This window comes from Pseudokineococcus basanitobsidens (genome assembly GCF_037482545.1).
Lineage (GTDB): Bacteria > Actinomycetota > Actinomycetes > Actinomycetales > Quadrisphaeraceae > Pseudokineococcus > Pseudokineococcus basanitobsidens.
In genome coordinates, this window is record NZ_JBBIAA010000007.1 from 1 (window position 1) to 16,513 (window position 16,513).

Here is a 16,513-nt window from a genome sequence, read left to right on the forward strand (position 1 = left end):
CCTGCCCCTTGCGGAACCGGTCCGGTAGCCCCCATTAGCCGGTGGGCGCCTCGAGCACGTCGCGCGCCCGTGCGACGTCCTGCGCCATCTGCGTGCAGAGCTCCTCGACGCCGTCGAAGCGCAGCGTCGGCCGGAGGTGCTCGACGAGCTCGACGCGGACGCGGACGCCGTAGAGGTCGAGCGGCGCCCCGTCCGGCACCCCGAGGACGAAGGCCTCGACGCGGCGCTCGAGCCCGTCGAACGTCGGGTTCGTGCCGATCGAGACGGCCGCGGGACGCCGGTCCCCGGCCCGGACCCCGCTCGCGACCGGGCCGCCCGGGCCGTCGGCGAGCGGCGTGAGCCACCCCGCGTAGACGCCGTCGGCCGGGACGAGGCCCTCGGCGTCCGGGGCGAGGTTGGCGGTCGGGTAGCCGAGCTCGCGGCCGCGGTGGTCGCCGTGGACGACCTCGCCGACCACACGGTGGGCGCGGCCCAGCACCTCGGCGGCACCGCGGACGTCACCCGCCGCGAGGAGCTCGCGCACCCAGGACGACGACCAGCGGCGGCCCCGGCTCCGGGCGTCGTCGAGGACCACGACGTCGACGCCGACCTCCAGCGCGAGGGCGCGCAGCGCCGCCAGGTCGCCGGAGTTGCGGACGCCGAAGCGCACGTCGTGGCCGACGACGGTGGCGCGCATGCCGAGGTCGCGGGCGAGGTCCTCGACGACCCACTCGCGCGGCGTCCGCGCGGCGAGCGCCGGGGTGAAGGGGAGGACGACGACGCCGTCGAGGCCCACGTCGCCCAGGAGGGTCAGACGCTCGTCCAGCCCGGTGAGCAGCGCGGGCGCCCGGTCCGGGTGCAGGACGTGCAGCGGGTGCGGGTCGAAGGTCACCGCCAGCGACCGCATGCCCCGGGCGCGTGCCTGCCGGACGACCTCGTCGAGGAGCACCCGGTGACCCCGGTGGACCCCGTCGAAGTTGCCGACGGCGACGACCGAGCCCTGCGGCGCCGCCGGCACCGCCTGCGAGCCGTACCAGCGCTCCACGCGGGGCAGCCCTCCTCCTCCGGGCCGCTCCCGGTCGGCCCCACTGTGCCAGGGGTTCGCCGCGGGCCCGCGCCGGGCCCGCGGGTCACCTCAGGCGCCGCGGGCGGTCGCGGCGCTGCGCTGCGCGTCGGCGCCCATCTCCTCGAGCTCCATGCCGTTCGTCTCGGGGACCTTCGACCGGACGAAGAAGAAGGAGAGCGCGGCGAACACCGTGTAGATCAGGTACGTCGCCCACAGGGAGACGTCCTGGGACAGCACCGGGAAGGTCACGGTCACGACGAAGTTCGCCACCCACTGCGCCGACGCGGCGACCGCCAGGGCGGCGGCCCGGATGCGGTTGGGGAACATCTCGCCGAGGAGCACCCAGACGACGGGGCCCCAGGAGGCGCCGAAGCAGATGACGAAGAGGTTGGCGCCGACGAGCGCGACCGGGCCCCACCCCGTGGGGAGCGAGACGTCGTCCTGCCCGGGCACGACGGCGGCCTGCGTGAAGGCGAGGGTGACGGCGCCGAGCCCCAGCACCATGCCCGCGGAGCCCGCCATGAGCAGCCTCCGGCGGCCCACCTTGTCGACGAAGGCCACGGACACGAAGGTGACCAGGACGTTGAGCACGGCGGTGAAGACGGAGATCGTGAAGGAGTCGGACTCGTCGAAGCCGACGGACTGCCACAACGTCGTGGACGTAGTAGAAGATCACGTTGATCCCGACGAACTGCTGCAGGACCGACAGGATGATCCCGACCCACACGATGGGCTGGAGGCCCAGCCGCGGGCCGCGCAGGTCCCGCATCGACGGCTCGTCCTCGCGCTGGAGGCTCGTGCGGACGGCCTGCACGAGACGGTCGGCGTTCCGCGCGTGCAACGAGTCCCGGAAGACCGCGATCGCCCGCTGCGTCTCCCCCTTCGCCACGAGGTAGCGCGGCGACTCCGGGATGAGCAGCGCGAGGACGCCGAAGGCGACCGCCGGGACGGCCTCGGCGAGGAGCATCCAGCGCCAGGTGTCCAGGCCCGCGAAGGTGCCGCCGGCCCCGCCGTCGGCCGCACCGGCGAAGAAGGCGTCGGACAGGAGCGCGGCGAAGATGCCGAGCGTGATGGCCAGCTGCTGGAAGGACGCGAGCCGCCCCCGGATGGCGCTGGGGGAGATCTCCGCGATGTAGGCGGGTGCGATGACGGAGGCCACGCCGATGGCGACACCGCCGACGACGCGCCAGAACGTCAGGTCCCAGGGGGTGAAGGCGAAGCCGGACCCGACGGCGGAGGCGAGGAAGAGCACGGAGGAGACGAGCATCACCCGCGTGCGACCGATGCGGTCCGCCATCGGCCCGGCGACCCAGGCGCCGACGGCGGAGCCGAGGAGGGCGACCGCGACGACGAAGCCGATGACGAAGGACGACAGCTCGTACTGCCCCTGGATGGCCGAGACGGCCCCGTTGATGACCGAGGAGTCGAACCCGAACAGGAAGCCGCCGACGGCCGCCGCCAGCGCCAGCGCCACGGCCTTGCGGTTGCTGTCCCGGCGGGCCGGCGGGGCCGTCCCCGCGGGCTCGTCGCTGCTGCTCATGCCGTGCTCCCGTCCGCCGCTGCTGCTCGCGGCGCCGCGTGCTGCGCGCCGCGCGGACCGTTCTACGCCCCGGGCGTCCGCTCCGCAGCCCGGAAGATCATGGGCGGGAGGCCCGGGGCACGAGGTCACGGGCAGGACGTCACGGGCAGGACGTCAGGGGCAGGACGTCAGGGGCAGGACGTCAGGGGCAGGACGTCAGGGACAAGACGTCAGGGGGCCGACGAGCCCCGCGGCCTGCGTGCGACGACGACGTCCCGGTGGACCGCCTGGTCCACGCGGTGCGCCAGGGCGCCGTCGGCGCCGACGTCCGTGACGTCGAGCCCGTTCGCGACCAGGAGCCGCTCGAGCTCGGCGCGCGGCAGCACGTGCGTGTTCCACGACATGGCGACGGCGCCCCCGCGCCGCAGCGACGGCACCCACACCGGGAGCCCGGCGGCGAGCAGCTCCCGGGGGCTGCGCGCCAGCGCACCGCCGCGGACGCTGCCGTGGGCGACGCCGTAGGGGAGGTCCGTGACGAGCAGGTCGACGCCCGCCCGACCGAGGACCGGGCCGACGTCCAGGGCGTCCGCGCCGAGCAGCGCCAGGGTCTGCACGTCGCCGGCCCGCGCCGCCTCCTTCGACGGCGACAGGGTCGCGTCGAGCCGGGTCCCGAGCGTCCGCCCCCCGACGCGCAGGCGCGACGCGGAGACCGAGTGCTTGAGCCGCTTCTCCCGCAGCCACCGCGTCAGCAGCGCGCGGTAGGCGTCGACGTCCGCGGCGTCGACCTCGACGCCGACGACGTCGAGGCCCGCGAGCAGCCCCAGGCTCAGGGTGGTCCCCCGGCCCGCCAGCGGGTCGAGCAGCACCCGGCGGTGGTGCGCGCCGGAGGGGAGGTCGAGGGCGCTGGTCGCCAGGCCGAGCATCATGCGCGTGAGGTGCTCGTTGGTCTTGCCCGGGTAGCGCGGGATCGTGACGAGGTCGTCGTCGTAGCGGTCGACCGCGGGCAGCCGCACCGGTACCAGCGCGTCCTGGCCGTCGTCCAGCGTGCGGCGCCCGAAGAGGGCGTGGGCGGTCGAGGCCGCCGCGACGGCCTGCAGCGACGCGTCGTCGAGGGGGCCGGGGGTCGTGAGGGTGACGAAGCGGGTGCCCGCGAGGTCCTCGACCACGACGTCCCGCGCCCGCTCCCCGAGCACGGTCGCCAGCTCGACGGCCAGCAGCCGCGGCGCGTCGCCGGCGTAGGCACGGTTGGCCACGGGCGTGACGAGGACCGCCCAGCGTCGCCGGCCCGCGCGGGCGCTCACGCCGGGGCCAGGACGAGCGAGGGTCGCGTGCGCCCGCGGTCGTCGTGGACGAGCGCGACGAGGGCGCCGTCGGGGCCGAGGGCGGCGACGGGCGCGGCCGGCGTCCCCACGGGTCCGGCGGGCTCCAGCGCCCTCCCGTGCGAGAGGTCGACGGCCTCGGCCGCCGTCAGCTCGCGCACCGGGAAGGCGGCACGGGCGGCGTCGGCGAGGGGCAGCAGCGTGAAGGACTCCTCGAGCTCGGCCGGCGTGCGGGCCACGCCCGGCGGCGGGCCGTCGAGGCGGTACGGGCCGACCCGCGTGCGGCGCAGCGCGGTGAGGTGCCCGCCGCACCCCAGCGCCGCCCCGAGGTCGCGCGCCAGCGCGCGCACGTACGTCCCCGAGCTGACGACGCAGCGCAGGTCGACGTCGAGGACGTCGGCGCCCGAGGTCCCGCGCGCGGGCCGGGGCTCGCCGAGCTCGAGCACGGAGACCTCGACGCGGCGGGCCGCCAGCACGACGTCCTCCCCCGCGCGGACGCGGGCGTAGGCGCGCCGTCCGTCGACCTTCACCGCGCTCACCGAGCTCGGCACCTGGTCGACCGCTCCCCGCAGCGGCGCCGCCGCGGCCTCCAGCGCAGCGGGGTCGACCCCACCGGCGCCGGCCGACGACGTCGTCCCCCCCTCGGCGTCGTCGGTCGTCGTGGCCTCGCCGAGCCGGACGACCGCGCGGTACTCCTTGTCGACGCCGACCAGGTGCGTGAGGAGCTTCGTCGCCCGGTCGACGCCCAGGACGAGCACGCCCGTCGCCATCGGGTCGAGGGTGCCGGCGTGGCCGACGCGACGGGTCCCGGCGAGCCGGCGCACCCGCGCGACGACGTCGTGGCTCGTCCACCCGGCCGGCTTGTCGACGACGACGAGGCCCCCCGGCGGGGCAGGGCCGGACCCGCGACGGCTCACGCGACGGTCACCGCCGACGCGCCCGGACGTCCTCGTCGCGGACGTCGTCCGGGTCCTCGACGTCCTCGTCCTCCAGGTCGTCCGAGTCGTCGTCCTCGTCGAGCAGCGCGGGGTCGTGGCGGTACGGGTCCGCCTCCCCCGCGGGCTGCGCCGAGGCGGCCAGCGCGGCGACGGACGCGTCCTGCTCGCGGGCTGCGCGCAGGAGGTCCTCGATGGCCTGGGCGTTCTCGGGGACCGCGTCCTCGAGGAACTCCAGCGTCGGGGTCAGCCGGACACCGGTGCGGCGACCGACCTCGGAGCGCAGGACGCCGCGGGCGCTCGCGAGCGCGGCGGCCGTGCCCTCCTTCTCCACGGGGTCGCCGAGCACGGTGTAGAAGACCGTCGCGTGCTGCAGGTCCCCGGTCACCCGGGCCGCGGTGATGGTGATGAAGCCCAGGCGCGGGTCCTTGATGCGGCGCTCGAGCGTCTCGGCGACCACCACCTTGATGCGGTCGGCGAGCTTGCGGGCCCTCGCGGGGTCGGCCATCGGTCCTCCTCGGCTCCGCGGCGGCGCGGGGCGCCACCGCCTCTCGTGCGGGTCGTGCGGTCGTGCGGGAGGGCGGGGCCCGGGTCCGGGGCGGGGGGGCCCGGGGGCCGCTCAGTCGTCGGAGTCCGAGCGCAGCAGCCGGTGCGCCGCCAGCAGCTGCACCTCCGGCCGGGACGCGACGAGGCGCTCGGCGGCGTCCAGGACCTCCTCGCAGCGGCCCGCCGTCGCGCTGACGACGGCGACGGAGACCTCGGCGCGACGGTGCAGGTCCTGGTGCCCCGTCTCGCCGACGGCCACCTCGAGGCGCCGCAGGTCCGCGATCAGCGGTCGGACGACCGACCGCTTGCCCTTGAGCGAGCCGACCTCCGCCGGCAGCAGCAGGTCGCACACGAGCGCGGCGACGAACACGCAGCCCCTCCCTCCCCGCGCACCGTGCCGCTCGCGGTCAGGCGCGCGGCTTCTCGCGCATCTCGTAGGTCTCGATGACGTCGTCGGTCTTGATGTCGTTGAACGTCCCGAGGCCGATACCGCACTCGAAGCCCTCGCGGACCTCGGTGGCGTCGTCCTTGAACCGTCGCAGCGACTGGATCGACAGGTCGTTGCCCACGACCACGCCGTCCCGCAGGACACGGGCCTTCGCGTTGCGGCGCACCTCGCCGGTGCGCACGAGGCACCCGGCGATGTTGCCGAACTTCGAGGAGCGGAAGACCTCCCGCACCTCGGCGGTGCCGAGCTGCGCCTCCTCGAACTCGGGCTTGAGCATGCCCTTGAGCGACTGCTCGACCTCGTCGATCACCGCGTAGATGACCGAGTAGAACCGCAGGTCCACGCCCTCGCGCTCGGCCAGGTCCGCGACCCGCGGGGCGGGCCGGACGTTGTAGCCGACGATGATGGCGTTGTCGACGGTCGCGAGGTTGACGTCGTTCTGGGTGATGGCGCCGACGCCGCGGTGGATGATCCGCAGCGCGACCTCGTCACCCACGTCGATCTTGAGCAGCGCCTCCTCGAGCGCCTCGACCGAGCCCGAGCCGTCGCCCTTGAGGATGAGGTTGAGGTTGTCGACCTTCCCCTCCGCCAGGGCGGCGGTGAGGTCCTCGAGGCTGATGCGCTTGCGACGCTTGGCCAGGAGCGCGGCGCGCTCGCTCGCCTCGCGGCGCTCGGCGATCTGCCGGGCGGTGCGGTCGTCGGACGCCACGAGGAACGTGTCGCCGGCGCCGGGGACCTGCGTGAGGCCCAGCACCTGCACCGGGCGGGACGGACCCGCCTCGGCGACGCTCCCGCCGCGCTCGTCGAGCATGGCGCGCACGCGGCCGTGCGCCCCGCCGGCGACGATCGCGTCGCCGACCTTGAGCGTCCCGGACTGCACGAGCACCGTCGCCACGGAGCCGCGGCCCTTGTCGAGGTGGCCCTCGATGGCGACGCCGCGCGCGTCCTTGTCCGGGTTCGCCCGCAGGTCCAGCGCCGCGTCCGCCGTGAGCAGGACGGCGTCGAGCAGGCCCTCGATGTTGACGTTCTCCCGGGCGGAGACCTCGACGAACATCGTCTCGCCGCCGTACTCCTCGGCGACGAGGTTGTACTCGGTCAGCTGCTGCTTGACCTTGTCCGGGTTGGCGCCGTCCTTGTCGATCTTGTTGACGGCCACGACGATCGGGACGCCGGCCGCCTGGGCGTGGTTGAGCGCCTCGATGGTCTGCGGCATGACGCCGTCGTCGGCGGCCACGACGAGCACGACGATGTCGGTCACGTCGGCACCGCGGGCCCGCATGGCGGTGAACGCCTCGTGGCCCGGGGTGTCGATGAACGTGATGGCGCGGTCCTCGCCCTCGTGCTCGCGCACCACCTGGTAGGCGCCGATGGCCTGGGTGATGCCGCCGGCCTCGCCGGAGACGACGTCCGCGGAGCGGATGGCGTCCAGCAGCCGCGTCTTGCCGTGGTCGACGTGGCCCATGACGGTGACGACCGGCGGCCGCGCCGTCAGGACGTCGTCGCCCTCGCCCTCGAGCTCGCCGGCCAGGTCGATGTCGAAGTCGGCGAAGAGCTCGCGCTCCTCCTCCTCCGGCGACACGAGCTGGATGTCGTAGCCGAGCTCGGTGCCGAGCACCTTGAACGTGTCCTCGTCGAGCGACTGCGTGGCCGTGGCCATCTCGCCGAGGTGGAAGAGCACCGTGACGAGGCTCGCCGGGTTGGCGTCGATGCGCTCCGCGAAGTCCGTCAGGGTCGCGCCCTGACGGATCCGGATGAGCGTCGAGCCGTCGCCGCGCGGGACGGTCACGCCGCCGACGCTCGGCGCCTGCATCGCCTCGTACTCCTGGCGCTTGGCGCGCTTGCTCTTGCGCCCGCGGACGGGACGTCCGCCGCTGCGGCCGAAGGCGCCCGCGGTGGTGCCGCGACCGCCGCCGCGGCCGCGGAAGCCACCGCCGCCGGGGGGACCACCGGGACCGCCGCCGGGACGACCACCCGCGCCGGGGCGTCCGCCGGCGCCCGGACGACCGCGCGCCGGGGCGCCCGGACGACCGACCGTCGAGCGGCCGGGCATCATGCCCGGGTTCGGGCGCGGGCCGCCGGGACCGCTCGCACCGCCGGGCCGCGGCGCGGGACGGGGACCACCGGGGCGCTCGCCGGCACCGGCCGCCGCGCCGGCGGCACCGCCCGGACGGGGGCCGCCACCGCGGGGCATGCCCTGGCTGGTGGCGAAGGGGTTGTTGCCCGGGCGGGGGGCGCCGGGGCGCGGGCCGCCGCTGCGCTCGGCCGGACGGCCGGCGGTCTCGCCGCCGCCCGCGTCGCCGCGGTCGGTCGGCGCGGGGCGCGCGCCGGGACGGGGCATGCCCTGGCTGGTGGCGAAGGGGTTGTTGCCCGGTCGGTTGGCGCTGCCGGGGCGGGTGCTGCGGTCCCCCTGCGCGGGGCGACCGGCGGGACGGTCGGCGCCACGCGCGGCCGGCGCCTGCGGCGCGGGCCGTGCGGGGCCCGGACGGGCGCCGGGCGTCGGGGCCTCGGAGCGCGCGGCCGGGGCCTGCGGGGCCGGCGTCTGCGGCTCGGGGCGCCGGTCGGCCGGCTGCGGGCCGGGCGACTGCGGGCCGGACGACTGCGGGCCGGGCGACTGCGATCCGGGCGACGGGGCGCTCGGGGTGGGAGCACCCGGGCGGGCCGCGGGGGCCACGGGACCGGGGGCTGCCGCACCGGGCGCGGAGGCCGCGGGGCGCGGGGCGCCCGGCCGTGCGCCGGTGCTGCTCCGGCCGTTGCCGGAGCTGCTGGGGGTGGAGGAGCCCGCGCCGTCTGCGGCGGGGAAGGCCTCCTTCAGGCGCCGGATGACGGGGGCCTCGACGGTCGACGACGCCGACCGGACGAACTCGCCCATCTCCTGGAGCTTGGCCAGCACGACCTTGCTCTCCACGCCGAGATCCTTGGCGATCTCGTGAACCCGGGGCTTTGCCACATCTCTCCTGTCCTGGCCCTCGCCTGGACAGGCGCGGGCCTACTGCTGCTGGGGGGTGCTCATCGCTGGGAGCTCATCGGGTGCCCATCAGATGCCGACCCGCTCTCGATCTCGACCGTCGTCCCGGGGTGGTGCCGGTGCTGCGCGGCCCCGCTCACGGCCACCGGCGTCGACGGACGGCGGGGGCGGAGGGGGCGCCGACGTCGACCGGGAGACCGACGCGCGCCCGTCCATTGTGCCCCCTCCGGGGACCGGCGTGACACCCCGCGGCCCGACGAGCACGTCCTGCCACACCCGACCACTGCGAGTGAGCGCCGAGGACGCCGCCTGCCGGGCCCTCCGGGCGGGCCGGCGTCCTCGGTCAGGGCGCGCCGGGGTCCTCGGGGCGTGCGGGGTCTTCAGAGCGTGCCGGGTCCTCGGGGCGTGCGAGGTCCTCGGGACGTTCGGCCGCCGCCAGGTGCTCGGCGACGGCGGTGAGGTCGACCGGGCCCGGCACGCGCAGCGCGCGGGGCACGGCGCGGCGGCGCTCGGCGAGGGCGAGGCACGCCGGGTCCGGGTGCAGCCAGGCACCGCGACCGCCGAGCCGCCGGCGCACGTCGACGACGGCCGCCGGTGCGCCGCCGCCCGGCCCCCCGGCGCCCGCCGGCTCCGGGACGAGGGCGAGCCGCAGGAGGTCGGCGGCGTCCGTCGTCGTGCGGCAGCCCACGCAGGTACGCCGGGGCCGGTGCGGCGCAGGGCCTCCCGGAGCACCCGCGCCGGTCGCGGCGCCCCGCTCGGAGGCGCCGGGGCCCGTCACGACCGCGCCGGTCAGGAGCGGGGCCCGCCGGGCGGACGGCCGCCGGGCGAGGTGTCCGACCGCGGGGGACCCGACCGCGGAGGCCCAGAGCGCGGGCCCCCGGAGCGCGGGCCCCCGGCGCGGGAGACCCCGGCGCGCGGGCCGCCGCGGGCGTCCTGGCGCGGCGCGCCCGTCCGGGGCGGGGTCCGAGGACCGCCGCGCAGCGGCTCGCGGCGCCCGGCCTCGGGCTCGAAGGACGGCGGCTCGGGGGCGGTGTCGCTGCGGATGTCGATCCGCCACCCGGTGAGCCGGGCGGCGAGCCGGGCGTTCTGCCCCTCCTTGCCGATGGCGAGGGACAGCTGGTAGTCGGGCACGACGACGCGGCACGCGCGTCCGACCTCGTCCACGACCTCGACGGCGCTGACCCGCGCCGGCGAGAGGGCGGCGGCGACGAAGCGTGCGGGGTCGTCGTCCCAGTCGACGACGTCGATCTTCTCGTCCCGCAGCTCGGACATCACGGCCCGCACGCGCTGGCCCATCGGCCCGATGCAGGCGCCCTTGGGGTTGAGCCCGGCCACGCGGCTGCGGACCGCGACCTTGCTGCGGTGCCCGGCCTCCCGGGCGAGCGCGACGATCTCGACGTCGCCGTCCGCGACCTCCGGCACCTCGAGCGCGAAGAGCTTGCGCACCAGGTCGGGGTGCGTGCGGGAGAGCGTGATCGACGGCCCCCGCATCCCCCGCCGCACCGAGACCACGAGCGCCCGCACGCGCGACCCGTGCGGGTACGACTCCCCCGGCACCTGCTCGGCCGGCGGCATGACGCCCTCGACCGGGCCGAGGTCGACGTGGACGACGGAGCGGTCGCGGCCCTGCTGGACGACGCCGGAGATCACGTCGCCCTCGCGGCCGGCGAAGTCGCCGAGCACGGCGGCGTCCTCGGCCTCCCGCAGGCGCTGGAAGATCACCTGGCGAGCGGTGGACGTGGCGATCCGCCCGAAGCCGGAGGGGGTGTCGTCGTACTCGCGGACGGGCGGCGGGGCGGGCGGCTCCTCCCCCTCGGCCACCTCGGGCGCCTCGGGGCGCGGCTCCTGCGCCCAGACGGTGACGCGGCCCGACGCCCGGTCGAGCTCCACGCGGGCCCGGGACGCCGAGCCGTCGGTGCGCTGGTAGGCCAGCAGCAGCGCGTTCTCGATCGCGCCCACGAGCACGTCCAGCGGGATCTCCCGCTCGCGCTCGAGCGCTCTCAGCGCCGCCATGTCGATGTCCATCAGGGCCTGCCCTCGTCCTCGTCGTGCGTGTCGTCCTGGGCCGAGCCGTCGTCGTCGCCGGCCTCGTCGTCCTCGAGCCCGTCGTCAGTGGGCTCGTCGTCAGTGGGCTCGTCGTCCTCGGGCTCGTCGCCAGTGGGCCCGTCGTCCTCGTCGGCGGGCCGGCGGAACTCGACCTGGACCGCGCCGGCGCCGAGCCGCTCCCACGTCAGGCGGGTCCGCCCGTCGCCGTCGGCGAGCACGACGCCGCCGGCGTCCGCGTCCACCACCCGGGCGCGGGTGCGGCGGACCGTGCCGTCGTCCCCGGTGACGTCGACCTCGACGAGCCGCGTGCGGGCGCGGCGCCAGTGGCGGGGCTCGGTGAGCGGCCGGCCGACCCCGGGGCTGCCGACCTCGAGGAGGTAGGGCTGCTCGCCGAAGGCGCCGGCGTCGTCCAGCGCGGTCGACACGGTGCGGCTGACGTCGGCGACGCGCTCGTGGGGCACCGAGCCGACCTCGTCGTCGGGGAGGTCCACCGTCACGCGCACGACGCGACGACGGCCGGCCGGGGTGACGGCGACGCCCTCCAGCACCAGCCCCGCACCGCGGACGACGGGGTCCAGGAGCCGGGTCAGCTCCTCCGGCCTGCTCGGGGCGCTGCTCGCCACGACGTCCTCCCGTGTCCAGTTGTCGGTGCGTCCTCCCCGTCGCGGCACCTGCCGGGCGGGGCGGTCGAGACTAGCCCGGCGCGAGCCCCTGCTCCCACCCCGGCTGCCACCCCGGCTCCCACCCCGGCGCCCGGCACTCCCCGGGCACCGCGGGCTCGGCACCGGGGGCTCGGCGCCGCGGGGAGCGGTGGCGCCGTGGCAGCATCGCCGCCGTGCCGAGACGACCGCCCGACCGGTCGCCGACCCGGCGCTCGGTCCTGGCGCTGCTCGTGCTCGCCCCCACCCTCCCCGCCGCCGGCTGCACCGCCCTGCAGGACGTCCGCGTCGACCCCGACTGGCCGGGGACGCCGGCCCCGCCGACCCCCGACGCCGACGAGCTCGCCCGTCGCCGGGCCGTGGCGAGCGCCCGCCGGGTGCGTGCCGCGGTGCAGGACGGCGCGGCCCCGTCCGCCGCGGGCACGGCGTCGAGCAGGGACCTCGTCGTAGCCGTGGCCGACCGCCACCTCGCGGAGCTGGGCGCGACGGACGAGCCGAGCCCGACCGGCGTCCCCACCGGCGTCCCCACCGGCGTCCCCACCGGCGGCCCCCGGCGCAGCGGGGCCCCGGGGGAGCCCGCCGTGGCGGACGCCGCCGGGCTCGTCGACCTCCTCGTCGCCGCCGCGACCGAGGCGGGCGAGGACCTGACGACCACGTCCGCCGGGCTCGCCCGCCTGCTCGCCGCGGTCGCCGCGTCCCGGTCCGTCCTCGCCGCGGTCGTCGCCGACGCCGCGGGGCTGCCCGCCCCGGCGGCGCCGGCACCGGTCTCCTCCGGCGCACCGGGAACGGCGGCCCCGACCCCGTCCCCCACCGGGACGCGGACACCGTCCCCGGACCCCTCCGGACCGCCCGGGTCGCCCCTGGTGCCCGTCGCGGCCGGCGCGCTCGCCGCGGCCCGGGGGGTCGAGGTCGCCGCGGCGTCCCTGGAGGACGACGCCCGGGCGCGGGCGCTCGCGCTGCGGGACGCCCTGGCCGCCGAGGCGGGCGCGCTCGCCCCGGCCCTGCGGGCGTCCGGCGCGACCGACCCCGTCCCGGCGCCGGGCTACGTCCTGCCCGCTCCCCTCGGCGGGCCGCAGGACGCCGTCGCCCTCGTCGTCACGGTCCTCGACCGGCTCGCCGCGACGGCCCTCGCCGCCGTGCCCGCGCTCGACGGCGAGGAACGGACGCCGCCCGCCGGCGTCCTCGTCCGGACCGCGCTCGCCGCCCGCACCTGGCGCCCCGGCGGCGCGGACGTCGGCACCGCCGCGCTGCCCGGCACGGCGCCGGCCTGAGGCACCCCCGCGGCCGTCGGTCGCCCGCGGGCGCCTACGTGAGGCCCAGCACGTCGGCGCCGAGGCGCAGGACGAGCGCGCCGACGACGACGAGGAAGACGAGGCGCACGAAGCGGCTCCCGCGGGCCACGGCGGTGCGGGCCCCGAGGTAGCCGCCGGTGACGTTGGCGAGCGCCATGAGCGCCCCCAGGCCCCAGAGCACGTGGCCCTGCGGGGCGAAGACGAGCAGCGCCCCCAGGTTGGTCGCGACGTTGACGACCTTCGCCGTCGCCGTCGCGCGCAGGAAGGCGAGGCCGAGCACGCCGACGAGGGCGAAGACGAGGAAGCTGCCCGTGCCGGGGCCCAGCAGGCCGTCGTAGGCGCCCAGGACGGCCCCCAGCGTGGCCGCGGCACCGACCTGCCCCAGGCCGGTGAGCCGCTGGGAGGAGGTCTCCCCCAGCCGTGGTCGGGCCACCACGACGACGAGGACGACGACGAGCGCGCCCAGCACGAGAGGGGTGAGCGCCTCCCCCGGCAGGGAGGACGCGAGCGCGGCGCCGCCCGCCGCCCCGCCGAGCGCGAGCAGCGCCATCGGCAGGGCGACGGCCGGTGGTGGCCGCTGGCCGTCCGGGACGTGCCGCAGGTACGTGGCCGCGCTCACCGACGTGCCCGCGATGCCGGCGAGCTTGTTGGTCGCGAGCGCCTGCACGGGCGCGATCCCGGGCACGAGGAGCAGGGCCGGCAGCTGCACGAGCCCACCGCCGCCCACCACGGCGTCGACCCAGCCCGCGGCGAGCGCCGCCAGCAGGAGCAGGACGAGCGTGCCGGGCGTCAGCCCCGCGGGCAGCCAGCCGCCGCTCCCGGTCGCCGCGGCCGTCGGCAGCGCCGCCGCGGCGGCGAGCACCGGAGCCGCGGCGCTCAGCGGTCGCTGCCGGTCTCGGCGCCGGGCCCCCGCGCCTCGCCCCGGACGGCGGCGAGGACGGCGCCGGTCGTGGCCCCGCCGACGGGCACGTCGACGGACTCGCCCGTCCGGCGGTCCTCGACCTCGACCACCCCGTCGGCGAGCCGGCGCCCGACCCGCACGACCACGGGCATCCCCAGCAGCTCGGCGTCGGTGAACTTCACGCCGGGCGAGACCTTGGGCCGGTCGTCGAGCAGCACGTCCAGGCCCGAGGCCACGAGGTCGGCGGCGAGCTGCTCGGCGTAGGCCGTGACGTCCTCGCCCTTGCCCGCGGCGACGACGTGCACCTGCGCCGGCGCGACCGAGGCCGGCCACACGAGCCCCTTGGCGTCGGCGCCCTGCTCGGCGATCGCCGCGAGCGCGCGGCTCACCCCGATGCCGTAGGAGCCCATCGTGACGACGACCTGCTTGCCGTTCGCGTCGAGCACCGTGAGCCCGAGGGTCTGCGCGAAGTGCCGGCCCAGGGCGAAGATGTGGCCCATCTCCATGCCGCGGGCCAGCTCCAGCGGGCCGGAGCCGTCCGGCGCCGGGTCCCCGGCACGCACCGCGGCGGCCTCGACGACGCCGTCGGCCGTGAAGTCCCGGCCCGCGACGAGGTCCAGGACGTGCCGCCCGTCGGTGTCGGCGCCCGTGACCCACGACGTCCCGTCCACGACCCGCGGGTCGAGCAGGTACCGGACGGTCGACGGCGCCCGCTCGCCGTCCGCGCCGAGCGGCGCGTTCGGCCCCAGGGCGCCCGGGCCGATGTAGCCCTTGGCGAGCTCGGGGTGCGCGGCGAAGTCCTCCGCGCCGAAGGCGTCCACCTCCGCCGGGGTCAGCGCCGCCTCCAGGCGGGTGGTGTCGAGCTCGCGGTCCCCGGGCAGCCCGACGGCGAGCGGCTCGCGCCGCCCGTCGGGGTGCCGCAGCACGACGAGGACGTTCTTCAGCGTGTCCGCCGCCGTCCACGGGCGGTCCTCGCGCGGGTAGGCCTCCTGCAGGCGCGCCACGAGCGTCTCGATGGTCGGCGTGCCCGGCGTGTCCTCGACGTGCGCCGCGGGCAGCCCGTCGAACGGGACCGCCTCCGGCACGGGCGTCGTCACTGCCTCGACGTTGGCCGCGTACCCGCCGGGCGAGCGGACGAAGGTGTCCTCGCCGACGGGCGTCGGGTGCAGGAACTCCTCCGACAGCGACCCCCCCATCATCCCCGAGGTCGCGCGGACCGCGACGACCTCGAGGCCCAGGCGGGCGAAGATGCGCAGGTACGCCTCGCGCTGGCGCGCGTAGCTGCGCTCGAGGCCGGCGTCGTCGACGTCGAAGGAGTAGGCGTCCTTCATGACGAACTCGCGCCCGCGCAGCAGCCCCGCGCGGGGGCGGGCCTCGTCGCGGTACTTCGTCTGCACCTGGTAGGCCAGGAGCGGCAGGTCCTTGTAGGAGGAGTACAGGTCCTTCACCAGCAGGGTGAAGACCTCCTCGTGCGTGGGGGCGAGCAGGTAGTCCGCCTCCTTGCGGTCCCGCAGGCGGAAGATGCCCTCGCCGTACGCGGTCCAGCGCCCGCTGGCCTCGTAGGGCTCGCGCGGCAGCAGCGCCGGGAAGAGGACCTCCTGGCCGCCGACGGCGTCCATCTCCTCGCGGACGACCCGCTCGACGTTGCGCAGGACGCGCAGGCCCAGCGGCAGCCACGTGTAGATGCCGGGCGCGGCCCGGCGGATGTACCCGGCACGCACCAGCAGCCGGTGGCTGGCGACCTCCGCCTCGGCGGGGTCGTCCCGCAGGGTCCGGACGAACAGGGACGACATCCGCAGCAGCACGGCCGCGAGGCTACTGGGCCGGGGCGACCGGCACCGCCCTCGTGGGGGCCGCCCGCGTGCACCCCGCCCCGTCGCCGGCTCGTGTCCCTAGGGTCCGGGGATGACCGACGTCGTCCTGGGCACCGCGCACCTGTTCGGCCTCGCCGACGAGGCGACCTCCCGCCGGCTGCTGCAGAGGGGCTGGGACGCCGGGGCCCGGCGCCTCGACACGGCTCCCCTCTACGGCGGCGGGCGGTCCGAGCCCGAGGTCGGCGACTTCCTCGACGGCCGCGACGGCGTGCGCTCGGTCACGACGAAGGTCGGGCTGGAAGCGCGCACCGGGCGGCGCAGCCCGCGGCACCTCGCCCGCGGCGCGGCGCGGCGCCTGCTGCCCGGGCGGGCGTCCGGGGCGCTCGACGCCGCGCTCGACCGCCGGGCGACGCGCCCGACGGGCCGCTTCGGCAGCGAGGCGGTCCGCGCGTCCGTCGAGCGGTCGCTGCGCCGGCTGCACGGGCGCGTGGACCGGCTCCTCCTGCACGAGGTCTCGCCGCACGACCTCGACGAGGAGCTGCTCGCCCTGCTGCGACGCCTGCTCGAGAGCGGCGACGTCGGCGCCGTCGGCACTGCCACGGCGAACGCGCTCACGGCGGCCGCCGTGGCCCGTGGGGAGGGGCTCCTCACGGTGGTCCACCACGAGGTCGGTCCGCTGTCGCCGCCCGTGACGCTGCCCGCGTCCGTCACCACGCGCGTCGGGCACGGCCTCCTCGGCGGGGGCGGGACGCACCTCGCCGCGCTGCGGGACGCCCTGCGGGAACCGGTGCTCGCCGACCGGTGGCGGGAGGCGGTGTCCGGCACGCCCTTCGACGGTCCGGTCGGTCTCCCCGAGGCGCTGCTCGCCCGGGCCGCGCACCTGCCGGTCGACGAGGTGCTCGTGGCGACCTCGCGACCGGACCGCCTGCCGCGCAGCGTCTCCCTCGCCCGCGGCGACGTGGCGCTGCCGCCCGCGGTCCTCGAGGTCGTCGACGCCGCGGCCGCCGCCGCCCGGCGGTGACGA

The 16,513-nt window shown here is 77.4% G+C and carries 12 protein-coding genes and 2 pseudogenes; 2 read left to right on the forward strand and 12 right to left on the reverse strand.

Going from position 1 to position 16,513, the window contains the following annotated elements; all coding sequences use genetic code 11:
* Positions 1-34: 34 nt before the first annotated feature.
* The 10 genes and pseudogenes from WDZ17_RS08255 to rimP all read right to left on the reverse strand — a co-directional run.
* Entirely contained in the window at positions 35-1,024 is a 990-nt protein-coding gene (locus WDZ17_RS08255; protein ID WP_339574667.1) for a bifunctional riboflavin kinase/FAD synthetase, read from the reverse strand.
* Between the two features lie 90 nt (positions 1,025-1,114).
* A pseudogene (locus WDZ17_RS17475) lies at positions 1,115-2,585 on the reverse strand (sugar porter family MFS transporter).
* Between the two features lie 209 nt (positions 2,586-2,794).
* Complete coding sequence (locus tag WDZ17_RS08270; protein WP_339574670.1) at positions 2,795-3,865, reverse strand: TRM11 family methyltransferase; 1,071 nt, start codon at positions 3,863-3,865, stop codon at positions 2,795-2,797.
* The gene (gene truB, locus WDZ17_RS08275) at positions 3,862-4,800 is read right to left on the reverse strand and encodes a tRNA pseudouridine(55) synthase TruB (RefSeq protein WP_339574671.1); all 939 of its coding nucleotides are present in this window, start codon (positions 4,798-4,800) and stop codon (positions 3,862-3,864) included. The genes WDZ17_RS08270 and truB overlap by 4 nt, the downstream gene beginning before the upstream one ends.
* 7 nt (positions 4,801-4,807) lie before the next feature.
* A complete protein-coding gene (gene rbfA / locus WDZ17_RS08280) occupies positions 4,808-5,326 on the reverse strand; it encodes a 30S ribosome-binding factor RbfA (RefSeq protein WP_339574672.1) in 519 nt (172 codons plus the stop codon).
* Between the two features lie 111 nt (positions 5,327-5,437).
* On the reverse strand, positions 5,438-5,734 hold the full coding sequence (locus tag WDZ17_RS08285; protein ID WP_339574673.1) for a DUF503 domain-containing protein: 297 nt from the start codon (positions 5,732-5,734) through the stop codon (positions 5,438-5,440).
* A 37-nt stretch (positions 5,735-5,771) separates the two neighbouring features.
* The gene (infB, locus tag WDZ17_RS08290; protein ID WP_339574674.1) at positions 5,772-8,759 is read right to left on the reverse strand and encodes a translation initiation factor IF-2; all 2,988 of its coding nucleotides are present in this window, start codon (positions 8,757-8,759) and stop codon (positions 5,772-5,774) included.
* 361 nt (positions 8,760-9,120) lie between these two features.
* Positions 9,121-9,465: a YlxR family protein gene (locus WDZ17_RS08295; protein ID WP_339574675.1), complete on the reverse strand. Its 345-nt coding sequence runs from the start codon at positions 9,463-9,465 to the stop codon at positions 9,121-9,123.
* Between the two features lie 101 nt (positions 9,466-9,566).
* Positions 9,567-10,802, reverse strand: a complete 1,236-nt coding sequence (gene nusA / locus WDZ17_RS08300) for a transcription termination factor NusA (protein WP_339574676.1) — start codon at positions 10,800-10,802, stop codon at positions 9,567-9,569.
* Positions 10,803-10,963: 161 nt separating this feature from the next.
* Positions 10,964-11,446 (reverse strand): annotated as a pseudogene (gene rimP, locus WDZ17_RS08305) (ribosome maturation factor RimP); the annotation flags it as partial.
* A 212-nt stretch (positions 11,447-11,658) separates the two neighbouring features.
* Here rimP and WDZ17_RS08310 point away from each other — a divergent pair.
* Positions 11,659-12,753 (forward strand): DUF4439 domain-containing protein, encoded by a 1,095-nt coding sequence (locus tag WDZ17_RS08310; protein ID WP_339574678.1) that lies wholly within the window; start codon positions 11,659-11,661, stop codon positions 12,751-12,753.
* Positions 12,754-12,787: 34 nt separating this feature from the next.
* Here the strand turns inward: WDZ17_RS08310 and WDZ17_RS08315 are convergent, their stop codons facing one another.
* Positions 12,788-13,579 (reverse strand): TSUP family transporter, encoded by a 792-nt coding sequence (locus WDZ17_RS08315; protein ID WP_422631902.1) that lies wholly within the window; start codon positions 13,577-13,579, stop codon positions 12,788-12,790.
* 71 nt (positions 13,580-13,650) lie between these two features.
* Positions 13,651-15,480 (reverse strand): proline--tRNA ligase, encoded by a 1,830-nt coding sequence (locus tag WDZ17_RS08320; protein WP_339574680.1) that lies wholly within the window; start codon positions 15,478-15,480, stop codon positions 13,651-13,653.
* A 100-nt stretch (positions 15,481-15,580) separates the two neighbouring features.
* On the opposite strand from WDZ17_RS08320, the gene WDZ17_RS08325 reads away from it, so the two are divergent.
* A complete protein-coding gene (locus WDZ17_RS08325; RefSeq protein ID WP_339574681.1) occupies positions 15,581-16,510 on the forward strand; it encodes an aldo/keto reductase in 930 nt (309 codons plus the stop codon).
* Positions 16,511-16,513 lie beyond the last annotated feature (3 nt).

Bases quoted from the DNA above. Each gene is read 5' to 3' on its own strand.
- WDZ17_RS08325 (WP_339574681.1), top strand. From the start codon at position 15,581: ATGACCGACGTCGTCCTGGGCACCGCGCACCTGTTCGGCCTCGCCGAC.
- rbfA (WP_339574672.1), bottom strand. From the start codon at position 5,326: ATGGCCGACCCCGCGAGGGCCCGCAAGCTCGCCGACCGCATCAAGGTG.
- nusA (WP_339574676.1), bottom strand. From the start codon at position 10,802: ATGGACATCGACATGGCGGCGCTGAGAGCGCTCGAGCGCGAGCGGGAG.